General features: G+C 74.2%; 1 protein-coding gene. It reads left to right on the forward strand.

All coding sequences use genetic code 11. The features are described 5' to 3' along the window. Positions 1-191: 191 nt before the first annotated feature. Positions 192-15,674 (forward strand): type I polyketide synthase, encoded by a 15,483-nt coding sequence (locus ACFYOH_RS40285; protein WP_388636224.1) that lies wholly within the window; start codon positions 192-194, stop codon positions 15,672-15,674. The last annotated feature ends 24 nt before the right edge of the window (positions 15,675-15,698 follow it).

Here is a 15,698-nt window from a genome sequence, read left to right on the forward strand (position 1 = left end):
GGCCGGGACCTCATGCCCTCCCCCCTGTTCACCCCCGGTCGCTCAGGGGTGGGTAGGGGGCGGTCAGGGGTTGTCGAGGACATTTGGGCGACCATAGCCTGCCCACGAGAAGCGGGTTGAATCACTTCTCGGTCCGATTTATTTCTGGTTCCTTTTTCCGATGCCGTCTGCCGTAAATGGGTTGCGTTTAAATGGCGAATGAAGAGACGCTGCGGGACTACCTCAAGCTGGTGACGGCGGATCTGCATCAGACCCGTCAGCGCCTGCGTGAGGCCGAGGCGAAGAACCAGGACCCCATCGCCGTCGTGGCGATGAGCTGCCGCTACCCCGGCGGGGTCACCTCTCCCGAGGACCTGTGGCAGCTGGTGACCGACGAAGTGGACGTCGTCACGGAGTTTCCCGCCGACCGCGGCTGGGACCTCGACACCGTCTACCACCCCGACCCCGAGCACCCGGGCACCAGCTACGTCAAGCAGGGCGGGTTCGTCCGCGACATCGCCGGGTTCGACCCCAGCCCCTTCGGCATCAGTCCGCGTGAGGCGCTGTCCATGGACCCCCAGCAGCGGCTGCTGCTGGAGACGTCGTGGGAGGCGTTCGAACGCGCCGGCATCGACCCGACGACCCTGCGCGGCAAGCAGGTCGGCGTGTTCGTCGGCACCAGCAGCCACGACTACCTGACCGCGCTGCTGAGCTCGTCCGAGGATCTCGAGGGCTACCTGGGCACCGGCAACGCCGCCAGCGTCGCCTCCGGCCGGCTGTCGTACGCCTTCGGGCTCGAGGGGCCCGCCCTCACCGTCGACACCGCCTGCTCCTCGTCGCTGGTCGCCCTGCACCTGGCCGTCCAGGCGCTGCGCAACGGCGAGTGCTCGATGGCGCTGGCCGGCGGCGCGACCCTGATGTCGGCGCCGGGCACCTTCATCGACTACAGCAAGCAGCGCGGCCTGGCCATGGACGGCCGCTGCAAGGCCTTCTCCTCCGCGGCCGACGGCTTCTGCCTCGCCGAGGGCGTGGGCATCCTGCTGGTCGAACGGCTCTCCGACGCCCGTCGCAAGGGGCATCCGGTGCTGGCCGTGGTTCGCGGCACCGCTGTCAACCAGGACGGTGCCAGCAACGGACTCACGGCACCCAACGGCCCGTCCCAGCAGCGGGTCATCCTGCAGGCCCTGGCCAACGCACGGCTCACCCCGCAGGAGGTCGACGCCGTCGAGGCGCACGGCACCGGCACCGCACTCGGCGACCCGATCGAGGCCCAGGCCCTGATTGCCACCTACGGCCAGGACCGGCCGCAGGACCAGCCACTCTGGCTCGGCTCGCTGAAGACCAACATCGGGCACGCGCAGGCCGCCGCCGGCGTCGCCGGCGTCATCAAGTCGGTCATGGCACTGCGCAACGGTGTGCTGCCCAGGACGCTCCACCTGAACGAGCCGACGCCGCATGTCGACTGGTCCGCGGGCGAGGTGTCGCTGCTGTCCGAGGCGCGGGAGTGGCCGCGCACCGACCGCCCGCGGCGCATCGGCGTGTCGTCGTTCGGCATGAGCGGCACCAACGCCCACACCATTCTGGAAGAGGCCGAGGAGACCACCGGGACCGCGGCGCCGGCCGCCGATGGGGCGGGGCGCCTGCCGCACGTACCGGTGGTGCTGTCCGGCAAGGACGAGGCGGCGCTGCGCGCTCAGGCCGGCCGGCTCCGCGCTCACCTGGCAACCCGGCCGGAAGTGCCTCTCACCGACATCGCCTACTCCCAGGCCGTCAGCCGCCCCGCGCTCGACCGCCGGGCCGTGCTCGTCGCGAGCGACCGCGAGGAACTGCTGACCGGCCTCACCGCGCTGGCCGCCGGAGAGATGACGAGCGCATCGGAAGCGGCCACCGAGGGCAAGGTGGCGTTCCTGTTCTCGGGTCAGGGCAGCCAGCGCGCGGGCATGGGCCGTGAGCTGTACGAGACGTATCCGGCGTTCGCCGAGGCCCTGGACCAGGTCTTCGCGCGGTTCGAACTTCCCCTGCGCGACGCGACGTTCGGCGACGGCACCCAGCTGCTCGACCGGACGGCGTACACGCAGCCCGCGTTGTTCGCTGTGGAGGTGGCGCTGTTCCGGCTCCTCGAATCGTGGGGTATCAGGCCGGACTTCGTCTCCGGTCACTCGATCGGTGAGATCGCGGCGGCGCATTGCGCGGGTGTGCTGTCGCTGGAGGACGCGTGCACGCTGGTCGCTGCGCGTGGCCGTTTGATGCAGGAGCTGCCGTCCGGTGGTGCGATGGTGGCGGTGCAGGCGAGCGAGGACGAGGTCACCCCGTACCTGACGGACGCCGTGAGCATCGCGGCCGTCAACGGCCCCGCCTCCGTGGTGGTCGCCGGTGACGAGGACGCCGTACTGGACATAGCCGCCGCCTTCGAGGCGCAGGGCCGGAAGACGAAGCGCCTGACGGTCAGTCACGCGTTCCACTCGCCGCACATGGACGGCATGCTGGAGGCCTTCCGCCGGGTTGCCGAGGGCTTGTCGTACGAGGCCCCGCGCATCCCGCTCGTCTCCAACCTCACGGGCACGATCGTGGCCCGCGACGAGGTGTGCTCGCCGGAGTTCTGGGTGCGGCACGTGCGCGAGGCGGTCCGCTTCCTCGACGGCATGCGGTACCTGGAAGGGCAGGACGTCACCGTCTACCTGGAGCTCGGGCCGGGCGGTGTGCTGACCGCCATGGCACAGGACTGCGTGACGCGCGAGGGCGCCGCCTTCGCCCCCACCCTGCGCAAGGACCGCCCCGAGCCGCAGGCGCTGGCGACCGCCGCCGCACGGCTGCACGCCCGCGGTGTCGCGGTCGACTGGGAGGCCTTCTTCTCCGGCACCGGTGCCCGGCGCGTCGACCTGCCCACGTATGCCTTCCGGCGTCAGGTGTACTGGCCACGTGACCCGTTCTCCCAGCCGGAGGCCCTCTCGGCCGAGGCCCTCGACGCGGTGAGCGCGCGGTTCTGGGAGGTCGTGGACAGCGAGGACCTCGCGGCGCTCACGCAAACCCTCGGGGTCGACGCCGGCCAGCCGCTCAGCGACGTCCTGCCCGTGCTGTCCGCCTGGCACCGGCGCAATCGCGACCGCAACACGGTCGACAGCTGGCGCTACCGCGTGACCTGGCAGCCCTTGACACAGACCGTGCACCGGCCGCTGACCGGCACCTGGCTGCTGGTCACGCCCGCCGGGCTCGCCGACGACGCCTGGGTGAGCGCGGCCGGACGCATGCTCGCCGACAGCGGTGTGACCGTACGGCACTGCGCGCTCGACACCGCGGCCGACGACCGTTCGGCGGTCGCCGAGCGGATCCGCGCCGCACTCGACGGCGGCACCGCGGACGTCAGCGGCGTGCTGTCCCTGCTCGCTTTCGACGAGCGGCCGCACGCCACCCACGAGGCGGTGCCGACGGGCCTGGCGGCGACCACCGCGCTCGTACAGGCCCTCGGCGACGCGGGCGTCGAGGGGCCGCTGTGGTGCGTCACCCGGACAGCGGTCAGCGTGGGCCGCTCCGACCTGCTGCGCAGCCCGGGCCAGGCACACGTGTGGGGGCTGGGCCGGTCGGCCGCCCAGGAGTACCCGGAGCGGTGGGGCGGACTGATCGACCTGCCGGAGACGCCCGACGAGCGCGCGCTCGCCCGGCTCGCCGACATCCTCGGTGGCATGGGCACCCCGGCGAACCCGGGCGGCTTCGGCGACGAGGACCAGCTCGCCGTACGCTCTCAGGGCATCTTCGTACGCCGCCTCGCCCGCGCCGGGCAGACGGACCCGGCCGACACGACGGCGCACCCCTGGCCCCGCACCGGAACCACCCTGATCACCGGCGGAACCGGCGCGCTCGGCGCCCGGGTCGCCCGACGGCTGGCCCGCAACGGCGCCGCACACCTGTTGCTGGTCGGCCGCCGCGGCGCGAACGCTCCCGGTGCCGCCGAACTGCGTGCCGAACTCACCGCACTGGGTGCCGAGGTGACCGTCGCGGCCTGCGACGTCGCCGACCGCGCCGCCCTGGCACGGCTGCTGGCCACGGTTCCCGAGCGGCACCCGCTGACCGCCGTCGTACACGCCGCAGGTGTGCTCGACGACGGAGTGCTGGACGGCCAGAGCCCGCAGCGGCTCGCCACCGTCCTGCGGCCCAAGTCGGCCGCCGCGACGGTGCTGCACGAGCTGACCCGCGACCTCGACCTGTCCGCGTTCGTGCTCTTCTCCTCGTTCGCGGGCACCTTCGGCGGTGCCGGCCAGGGCAACTACGCCGCGGCCAACGCCTGCCTCGACGCGCTGGCGGAACACCGCAGGGCCCAGGGCCTGCCCGCCACCGTGCTCGCCTGGGGCGCCTGGGCCGAGGCCGGCATGGCCACCGACCAGGTGGTGTCCCAGCGGCTCCGCCAGGCCGGGCTGGCACCGATGGACCCCGAGCTGGCACTCACCGCACTCGACAAGGCGCTCGCGCTCGACGAGACGTTCTCGCTCGTCGCCGACATCGACTGGGCGCGGCTCGCACCCGGACTCACCGCCGTGCGCTCCAACCCGTTCATCACCGGCCTGCCCGAGGCACGGCGCGCCCTGGAAGGTGTCGCCGGCACCGACGGCGCCTCGGGTGACCCGTCGTCCTTCCGGCGCCGCCTCACGGACGCATCGGAAGGCGAACGGGAGCGGCTCGTCCTGGACTTCGTCCGCACCCAGGTCGCGGCCGTCCTCAACCACCCCGGGCCGGAAGCCGTCGAGCCCGGACGCGCCTTCCGCGACCTCGGCTTCGACTCGCTGACCGCCGTCGAGATCCGCAACCTGCTGGGGTCGCTCACCGGGCTGCGGCTGCCCGCGACCCTCGTGTTCGACCACCCCAACGCGCTCGCCCTGGCCGACTTCCTGCGCGGCGCCCTGCTCGGCGCGCCTGCCCCGGACACCACGGGACCGGCCCGCCGCACCTCCGCCGACGACGCCGACGACCCCATCGCCATCGTGGCGATGAGCTGCCGCTTCCCCGGCGGAGTGCGCGCCCCCGAAGACCTGTGGGAACTGCTGGCGGCCGGGCAGGACGCGATCACCGGCTTCCCGGCCGACCGCGGCTGGGACGTCGACGCCCTCCACGACCCGGAGGGCCGGGGCGAGAACACCACCTACGTACGCGACGGCGGATTCCTCGCCGGCGCCGCCGAGTTCGACCCGGCGTTCTTCGGTATCTCGCCGCGTGAGGCGCTGGCGATGGACCCGCAGCAGCGGCTGCTCCTGGAAACCTCCTGGGAAGCCTTTGAGCGGGCCGGGATCGACCCGACGACGCTGCGCCGAGAGCGCGTCGGCGTCTTCGCCGGCACCAACGGGCAGGACTACCTGTCCCTGATGCTGGCCGCCCCTGAGGGCGTCGAGGGCTTCCTCGGCACCGGCAACGCCGCCAGCGTCCTGTCCGGCCGCGTCTCCTACGTCCTCGGCCTCGAAGGCCCCGCGGTCACCGTCGACACTGCATGCTCCTCCTCGCTCGTCGCGCTGCACTGGGCGATCCAGGCGCTGCGCGCCGGGGAGTGCACCATGGCGCTGGCCGGCGGTGTCACGGTGATGTCCACTCCCGCGTCGTTCGTCGACTTCAGCCGGCAGCGCGGCCTGGCCGCCGACGGACGCATCAAGGCGTTCGCCGCCGCCGCGGACGGCACCGGCTGGGGCGAGGGCGTGGGCGTGCTGCTCGTCGAGCGGCTGTCCGACGCCCGCCGCAACGGCCACCCCGTCCTCGCCCTGGTCCGCGGCAGCGCCATCAACCAGGACGGCGCCAGCAACGGCCTGACCGCACCCAACGGCCCCTCCCAGCAGCGCGTCATCCGGCAGGCCCTGGCGAGTGCCGGGCTGTCCGCCGCCGACGTCGACGCGGTCGAGGCCCACGGCACCGGTACGACGCTCGGCGACCCGATCGAGGCCCAGGCGCTGCTCGCCACCTACGGGCAGGAGCGCCCGGACGGACGGCCGTTGTGGCTGGGCTCCGTCAAGTCCAACCTGGGCCACACCCAGGCCGCGGCCGGCGTGGCCGGGATCATCAAGATGGTCATGGCGATGCGGCACGGCGTCCTGCCGCCGACCCTGCACGTGGACGAGCCGACCCCGCACGTCGACTGGGCGAGCGGCGCGGTCGCCCTCCTCACGGACTCCCAGGAGTGGACGCCGGTCGAGGGCCGTCCCCGGCGGGCCGGTATCTCCTCGTTCGGCATCAGCGGCACCAACGCGCACACCATCCTCGAGCAGGCCCCCGAGGCAGCCGCGGACGAGAGCGCGGTCCGCCCGGCACGACCGGTCGCGGCGGCGCCGCTGCTGCTCTCCGCGAAGACCACGGACGGCCTGCGCGACCAGGCCGGACGCCTGCGCTCCCACCTGTCCCGCCACCCCTCGCTCGACCTCGCGGACGTGGCGTTCTCGCTCGCCACCGGACGCTCCCACTTCGAGCGCCGCGCCGCACTGATCACCGCTGACCGCGACAGGCTCCTGGCGGAGCTGGAGACCCTGGCCCAGGGACAGGCCACTGCCGCACTGGTCGAGGGCACCCCCGTCGCCGGGAAGCCGGCGTTCCTGTTCACCGGGCAGGGCAGCCAGCGGCCGGGCATGGGCCAGGAGCTGTACGAGGCGTACCCGGTCTTCGCGGAGGCACTGGACGGCGCCTGCGCCTACCTCGACCGGGACCTGCAACGGCCGCTCCTGGACGTCATGTTCGGCGACGGCACCGAGCTGCTCGACCGGACGGCGTACACGCAGCCCGCGTTGTTCGCGGTGGAGGTGGCGCTGTTCCGGCTGCTGGAATCGTGGGGTATCAGGCCGGACTTCGTCTCCGGTCACTCGATCGGTGAGATCGCGGCCGCTCACTGTGCGGGTGTGCTGTCGCTGGAGGACGCGTGCACGCTGGTGGCTGCGCGTGGCCGGCTGATGCAGGAGCTGCCGTCCGGTGGTGCGATGGTGGCGGTGCAGGCGACCGAGGACGAGGTCACCCCGTACCTGACCGACCGGGTGAGCATTGCCGCGGTCAACGGCCCCGCTTCGGTGGTTGTCGCGGGTGACGAGGACGCCGTACTGGACATTGCCGCTTCCTTCGAGGAGCAGGGGCGCAAGACGAAGCGCCTGACGGTCAGCCATGCGTTCCACTCCCCGCACATGGACGGCATGCTGGAGGCCTTCCGTCAGGTCGCCGAGGGCTTGTCGTACGAGGCCCCGCGGATCCCGGTCGTCTCGAACCTCACCGGCGCTCTCGCGACCGCCGAGGAGATCACCAGCCCCGAGTTCTGGGTCCGCCATGTCCGTGAGGCGGTCCGTTTCCACGACGGAGTCCGGGAGCTGGAGGCCCAGAACGTCAGCACGTTCATCGAGCTCGGCCCGGACGGTGTGCTCTCGGCGATGGGCCAGGACTGCGTCACCGGCGAGGACCATGCGTTCGTACCGGTGCTCCGCGCGGGCCGTCCGGAGCCGGAAACCCTGACCACGGCCCTCGCGCACGCCCACACCCGGGGCATCGCGGTGGACTGGCAGGCCTACTACGCCGGCACCGGCGCCCGACGCGTCGACCTGCCCACCTACGCCTTCCAGCACCAGCGCTACTGGCCCCAGTTGCCCGCCTACCTGGCGGGTGACGTCGCCGCCATCGGACTGGAGGAGACGGGACATCCCCTGCTGGGTGCCTGCGCGGAGCTGCCCGACTCGGACGGGCTGCTGCTCACCGGGCGGCTGTCGCTGCACAGCCACCCGTGGCTCGCGGACCACGCGGTCGGCGGTTCGGTCCTACTGCCCGGCACCGCCTTCCTGGAGCTGGCGCTGCACGCGGGCGACCAGGCCGGCTGCGCCTACCTGGAGGAGCTGACGCTGGAGGCGCCGCTGATCCTGCCGGAACACGGCGGGCTTCAGCTGCGGCTGGTGGTCGGCGCGGCCGACAGCGCGGGGCGCCGGCCGCTCGCCCTGCACTCACGGACCGAGGACGCGCCCGCCGAGGAGCCGTGGACCCGGCACGCCGGCGGTGTGCTGGCTTCGGGCGGCCGGCCGGCGGCCTCCTTCGACCTGGCTGTCTGGCCGCCCGCCGGTGCCACCGAGGTGGACGTCGCGGGCCGCTACGAGCAGCTCGGCGCCATCGGCTTCGCCTACGGGCCCGCTTTCCAGGGGCTGCGCAGGGTCTGGCGGCGGGACGGCGAGCTCTTCGCCGAGGTGAGTCTGGCGGGCGACGCCGAGGCGGAGGCGGGCCGGTTCGGCCTGCACCCCGCGCTGCTCGACTCCGCCCTGCACGCCATCGGACTCGACGGACTGGGCGCCTCCGACGGACGGGGCAGGCTGCCGTTCGCATGGACGGGAGTGTCGCTGCACGCCGGCGGCGCCGCCGCGGTCCGCGTCCGGCTCGTCGCGGCGGGCGCCGAGGCGGTCCGGCTGGAGATCGCCGACGTGACCGGCGTGCCCGTCGCCGCCGTCGAGGCACTCGGGCTCCGTCCGGTCTCGGACGATGCGCTCCGCCAGGCCCGCGGCACCTACCACGAGGCGCTGTTCCGGCACGAGTGGACCCCGCTGCCCGCCGCGCCGACGACCGCGGGCGACACCGCCGGACGGTGGGCGGTGCTCGGCACGGACGGCGAGGCGGCCGGACGAGTACCGGGCGGTCTCCGCGCCGATGCGTACCCGGACCTGGCCGCGCTGACGGCCGCCGTGGACGCCGGCGCCCAGGTCCCGGACGTGGTCCTGCTGCCCTGCTCGCCGGCCGGCGACCCGACCGAGGACGGGGTGCGCCGGGCCGCGGTCGCGGCCCTCGACGCCGCCCAGGCGTGGCTCGCGGACGAGCGGTTCGCCGCGTCCCGGCTCGTCTTCGTCACACGTGGGACGGTGGCCGCCGAGCCCGGCGAGACGGTGGACGACCCGGCGCACGCCGCGCTGTGGGGTCTGATCCGCTCCGCGCAGACCGAGAACCCGGACCGGTTCGTCCTGCTCGACACGGACGACGAAGACGGCTCGTGGCAGACCCTGCCGGCGGCGCTGGAGTGCGGTGAGCCGCAACTGGCGGTCCGCCGGGGCACCGTACGGGCGCTGCGGCTGGCCCGGGCCGCCGTCGGGGCCGAGCCGCAGACGCGGCCGTACGACCCCGCGGGCACCGTGCTGATCACCGGCGCCACCGGAGCCCTGGGACGGCTGATCGCCCGTCACCTGGTGGCCGAGGCGAGCGTACGGAGGCTGCTGCTGGTCGGCCGGCGCGGCGACGCGGCCGAGGGAGCGGCGGAACTCACCGCCGAACTCGGCGCGCTCGGTGCCCAGGTCACCTGGGCCGCCTGCGACGTCGCGGACCGCGAGGCACTCGAGGCGGTGCTCGCCGCCGTGCCCGCCGAGCATCCGCTGACCGCCGTCGTGCACGCCGCCGGTGTGCTCGACGACGGCGTCATCGGGTCCCTGACCGGGCAGCGGTTGGAGGAGGTGCTGCGTCCGAAGGCGTATGCGGCGCTGCATCTGCACGAGTTGACCCGCGACCTCGACCTGTCCGCCTTCGTTCTGTTCTCGTCGTCGTCCGGCGTCTTCGGCGGCCCGGGTCAGGGCAACTACGCGGCGGCCAACGCCTTCCTCGACGCACTCGCCCGGCACCGCGCGGACCAGGGACTGCCCGCCACCTCGCTGGCCTGGGGCCTGTGGGCGGTCGCGGACGGCATGGCAGGCGGCCTGGACGAGACCGACGTCGCCCGGATGCGGCGCGCGGGCCTGCCGCCGCTGACCGTCGAGGACGGGCTGGCGCTGTTCGACACCGCCCGGACGCTCGGCGAGCCGGCCCTGGTGCCGATGCGGGTGGACCCCGCTGCCCTGCGCGCCCAGGCGGCCACCGGCACCCTGGCGCCGCTGCTGCGCGGCCTGGTCCGCATCCCCGTGCGCCGGGTGGCCGAGGCGGCCGCCGCCGGTGCCGAAGAGGCCCTGGCCGAGCGGCTTTCCGGGCGCCCAGCCGAAGAGCAGGACCGGACGCTGCTCGCCCTGGTCCGCGCCCAGGTGGCCGCCGTACTCGGCCACGCCGGCCCGGAGGCCGTCGAGTCGGGCCGGGCCTTCAAGGAGCTCGGCTTCGACTCGCTCACCGCGGTCGAGCTGCGCAACCGGCTGAACGCGGCGACCGGGCTGCGCCTGCCCGCCACGCTGATCTTCGACTACCCCGATCCGACCGTACTCGCCCGCCATCTGCGCTCCGAGCTGACCGGCACCGCGAGCTCCGCCGTCGTCCCGGCGCCCGTTGCCGCGGCGGGCCACGACGAGCCCGTCGCCATCGTCGCGATGAGCTGCCGCTATCCGGGCGGTGTGCGCACCCCCGAGGACCTGTGGGGGCTGCTCGCCGCGGGCGCTGACGGCGTCTCGGCGTTCCCAGCCGACCGCGGCTGGGACCTCGACGCGCTCTACCACCCGGACCCGGACCACCAGGGCACCTCGTACGCCCGGGAAGGCGGGTTCCTCCACGACGCCGCGGAGTTCGACCCGGCGTTCTTCGGGATCAACCCGCGCGAGGCGCTGGCCATGGACCCGCAGCAGCGGCTGCTGCTGGAGACCTCCTGGGAGGCCTTCGAGCGGGCCGGGATCGACCCGCTGTCCCTGCGCGGCAGCAGGACCGGGGTGTTCGCCGGCGTGATGTACCACGACTACGGAGCCCGGCTGCACGCCGTCCCCGACGAGGTGGAGGGCTATCTGGGCACCGGCAGCTCCAGCAGCGTGGTGTCGGGCCGCGTGGCCTACACCTTCGGCCTGGAAGGGCCGGCGGTCACCGTCGACACGGCTTGTTCCTCGTCCCTGGTGGCCCTGCACCTGGCCGCGCAGGCGCTGCGCAACGGGGAGTGCTCGCTGGCCCTGGCCGGCGGTGTCACCGTGATGTTCACACCGGGCACGTTCATCGAGTTCAGCCGGCAGCGGGGGCTCGCCGCCGACGGCCGCTGCAAGTCCTTCGCGGCCGCCGCCGACGGCACGGGCTGGGGCGAGGGCGCCGGCATGCTGCTCCTGGAGCGGCTCTCCGACGCCCGCCGCAACGGCCACCGGGTGCTGGCGCTCGTCGCCGGCAGCGCCGTCAACCAGGACGGTGCGAGCAACGGCCTGACCGCCCCCAACGGCCCCTCGCAGCAGCGGGTCATCCGCCAGGCCCTCGCCAACGCGCGCGTATCCTCCTCGCAGGTCGACGTGGTCGAGGCCCACGGCACCGGAACGACGCTGGGCGACCCGATCGAGGCGCAGGCGGTCATCGCGACCTACGGCCAGGGACGGTCCGCGGACCGCCCGCTGTGGCTGGGGTCGATCAAGTCGAACATCGGCCACACCCAGGCCGCCGCAGGCGTCGCGGGCATCATCAAGATGGTGCTGGCGATGCGGCACGGCATGCTGCCGCCGACCCTGAACGTGGACGAGCCGACCCCGCACGTCGACTGGGCGGCGGGCTCGGTGGAACTGCTCACCGAGGGCCGCGCCTGGCCGGCCGGGTCCGGACCGCGCCGGGCGGGCGTGTCGTCCTTCGGGATCAGCGGCACCAACGCACACGTCATCCTCGAGCAGGCTCCCGCCACCACGGAGCCGACGGGCACCGCGCCGGACACCGGGTTGCCGGTCGTCCCGCTGCTGCTGTCCGCACGGGGCACGGACGCCCTGCAGGCCCAGGCGCACGGGCTGCGCTCCCACCTGCTCGCCCACCCCGACGGCAGCCTCACCGACCTCGGCTTCTCCCTGGCCACGACCCGTGCCGCCCTCGACGACCGGGCGGCCCTGCTCGCCGCCGACCGCGACCAGGCGCTGCGCGGCCTGGAGGCGCTGGCGCGCGGCGAGGCGCAGGGTACGGCGCTGCGCGGCACGGCCACGGACGGCACGACCGCCTTCCTCTTCACCGGGCAGGGCAGCCAGCGTGCCGGCATGGGCCGCGAACTGTACGCCGCGTACCCGGCGTTCGCGCAGGCCCTGGACGCGGTTTGCGCCGAGTTCGACCGCCACCTGGACGAACCGCTCAAGGACGTGCTCTTCGCGGCGGACGGCGAACTGCTGGACCGTACCGACTACACCCAGCCCGCCCTGTTCGCCCTCGAGGTCGCGCTGTTCCGGCTGGTCGAGGCATGGGGCGTACGTCCCGACGTGCTGTGCGGTCATTCCGTCGGCGAGCTGGCCGCCGCGCACTGTGCCGGTGTGCTGTCGCTCGCGGACGCCTGCACCCTGGTGGCCGCCCGCGGCCGGCTGATGCGGGACCTTCCGGAGCGTGGCGCGATGGTGGCGATCCAGGCCACGCAGGAGGAGATCACCCTTCCCGACGGTGTCGCCGTCGCGGCGGTCAACGGACCGCAGTCCGTGGTGGTTTCCGGCGACGAGGACGCGGTACTGGACATCGCGGCCGCCTTCGCGGTGCGGGGACGCAAGACGCGCCGGCTGACCGTCAGCCACGCCTTCCACTCCCCGCACATGGACGGCATGCTGGCCGACTTCAGGAAGGTCGCCGAGGGCCTCACCTGTCACGCGCCGCGCATCCCGGTCGTCTCCTGCCTCACCGGTGCCCCCCTGACCGAGACGGACGTGACGCTGCCCGACTTCTGGGTGCGGCACGTGCGCGACACCGTCCGCTTCGCCGACGGCGTACGCGCGCTCGAGGAGCAGGGCGTCACCACCTACGTGGAGCTCGGACCCGACGCGGTGCTCTCCGCGCTGGCACAGGAGAGCGTCACCGACGGCGCGTTCCTGCCCCTGCTGCGCGGCGGCCGGGCGGAAGCCGAGTCGGTGACGACGACGCTCGCCGGGCTGCACGTGCGCGGCACGGCGGTGGACTGGACGGCGTTCTTCGCGGCCACCGGCGCGCGCGGCGTCGAGCTGCCGACCTACCCCTTCCAGCGGCAGCGCTACTGGCTCGACGTCGGTTTCTCCGCCGAGGACGTGATGGCGGCCGGCCTCGACGCGGCGGACCACCCCCTGCTGGGCGCGACGGTCGAACTGCCCGAGTCCGGCGGCCTCGTCCTCACCGGCCGACTGTCTCTGCAGACCCAGCAGTGGCTCGCCGACCACACCGTCATGGACACCGTGCTGCTGCCCGGCACGGCCTTCGTCGAACTCGCGCTGCGCGCCGCCGCACAGAGCGGCTGCGACACCGTCGAGGAACTCACCCTCGAAACACCCCTGGTCCTGCCCGACCACGGCGGACTCCACCTGCGTCTGACCGTCGGACCGGCGGACGACTCGGGCCGGCGCACCCTCGCCGTGCACTCCCGCCCCGAGGACGCGGCCGACGCACAGCCGTGGCTGCGGCACGCGGCCGGCCTGCTGGCCACCGCGCCCGCAGCCGAACCCTTCGACCTGGCCGTCTGGCCGCCCGAGGGCGCCGTCGAGGTCCGCACCGACGGCCTGTACGAGGCCGCCGCCGCGTCCGGACTCGGCTACGGCCCCGTCTTCCAGGGCCTGCGAGCCGTATGGCGGCGCGGCGACGACCTGTTCGCCGAGATCGGGCCGCCCGACGGCCCCGGAACCGACGCGACCGCCTTCGGGCTGCACCCGGCACTGCTCGACTCCGCCCTGCACGGCATCGGACTGGGCGGACTCCTCCCGGACCAGGACGGCACCGCGGGCGGCCCCCGCCTGCCGTTCGCCTGGACCGGTGTCCGGCTGCACGCCGCCGGCGCCGACTCGCTGCGGGTGCGTCTCGCCCCGGGCGCCTCCGGCGGTGTCGCGCTGCAGGTCGCCGACGCGACCGGACTCCCGGTCGCCTCCGTCGACGAGCTGATCCTGCGCCCCGTGAACGCCGGACAGCTCGCCGCGTCCCGCGCCGCCGGCCACGACTCGCTGTTCCGGGTCGAGTGGACCCCGGTACCGGTGCCGGCCGAGGGCATTCCGGCCGGCGAACGATGGGCCGTGCTGGGCCGCCCCGAGGACGCGGACACCCTCTGCGGCGAACGACTCGTCCACTACCCCGACCTGCCCGCGCTCGCCGCCGCCGACGACGTACCCGATGTGGTGCTCGTCCCGCTGCCCGCCGGCGACGGGACCGGGAACGGGACCGGGAACGGGACCGGCGGCACCGCCGAGGCCGCAAGGGCCGCCACCCGCGAGGCCCTGCGGACGGTTCAGACCTGGCTGGCCGACGCCCGCCTCGGCCGGGCACACCTGGTGTTCGTCACCACCGGTGCGACCGGAACCCGGCCCACGGAGGACGTGACCGACCTCGTCCACGCACCGGTCTGGGGTCTGGTCCGCGCCGCGCAGTCGGAGAACCCCGGCCGGTTCACGCTGCTCGACACCGACGGCACCGACGCCTCACGCCGGGTGCTGGCCGCCGCCCTGGCCTCGGGCGAACCCCAACTCGCCCTGCGCTCCGGCACCGCACACGCCTGCCGCCTGGCCCGCGCCGCGGTGACCGCGGAGACTGCCGCCGCCGAACTCGACCCGTCCGGCACCGTCCTCATCACCGGGGCCGGCACCCTCGGCCGGCTGGTCGCCCGCCACCTGGTGGCCGAACGCGGCGTACGACACCTGCTGCTGGCCAGCCGTCGCGGCGAGGCCACCGAAGGCGCCGCGGAACTCACCTCCGAACTGGCGGCGTCGGGCGCCCGCGTCTCGTGGGCCGCGTGCGACGCCGCGGACCGGGAGGCGCTGGTCGGGCTGCTCGCGGCGATACCGGGGGAACACCCGCTGACCGCGGTGGTCCACACCGCCGGTGTCCTCGACGACGGTGTCCTCGACTCCCTCACCGAGGACCGCATCGACCGGGTACTGCGTCCCAAGACCGACGCGGCATGGAACCTGCACGAACTCACCCGCGACCTGGGCCTGACCGCGTTCGTCCTCTTCTCCTCCGTCGCCGGCCTGTTCGGCGCCGCCGGGCAGGGCAACTACGCGGCGGCGAACACCTTCCTCGACGCGCTCGCCCAGCACCGTGCGGCCCAGGGCCTGCCGGCCACCTCGCTCGCCTGGGGCGTGTGGGCCACCGACGACGGCATGGCGGGCGCCCTGACGGAGGCCGACCTGACCAGGATGGCTCGCGCCGGCGTCGCGCCACTGGCCGTGGCCGAGGGCCTCGCCCTGTTCGACGCGGCCGGCACGCGCCCGGACCCGCTGCTCGTGCCGATGCGCACCGACGCCGCCGGACTGCGCGCCCAGGCCGCCGCCGGCACCCTGTCCCCGCTGCTGCGCGGACTCGTCCGCACCCCGGCGGCGCGCGCCGCCGCCGGGCCGGGCACGGTCGGCGCACCCACGGCGGCCTCCCTGGAGCAGCGCCTGGCCGGACTGACGGGCACCGACCGCGAACGCCTGCTGCTCGACGTGGTACGCACCCAGGTCGCCGCCGTGCTCGGTCACGCCGGGCCGGACGCGGTCGACCCGGGCCGCGGCTTCCTCGACCTGGGCTTCGACTCGCTCACCGCCGTCGACCTGCGCAACCGACTCGGCGCGGCCGCCGGCATCCGCCTGCCCGTCACGCTGATCTTCGACTATCCGACCCCCACGGCGCTCGCCGGTCACCTCAGCGCAGAGCTGGGCGACGGCGCCGCCCCGGCCGCCCACGGCGTGCACGCCGAACTCGACAGGCTCGAGGCGATCCTCTCCGCGGTCGGCCCCGACGACGTCGAACGACCCGGCATCGACGCCCGCCTGCGAGAGCTCCTGTCCAAGTGGAACGACACGCACAGTGCAACCGACGGCACCCGAAGCGGCGACATCGACTCCGCCACCGCGGACGAGATCTTCGACCTGCTCGACGACGAGCTCGGCCTTTCCTGACCCACGCGCACCGAGCCCGCGCTT

Origin of the sequence: Streptomyces sp. NPDC007856 (assembly GCF_042868225.1) — a bacterium.
GTDB lineage: Bacteria > Actinomycetota > Actinomycetes > Streptomycetales > Streptomycetaceae > Streptomyces.

What these genes read in the sequence shown, in the direction of transcription:
- ACFYOH_RS40285 (WP_388636224.1), top strand. Translation starts at nt 192, where the DNA reads ATGGCGAATGAAGAGACGCTGCGGGACTACCTCAAGCTGGTGACGGCG.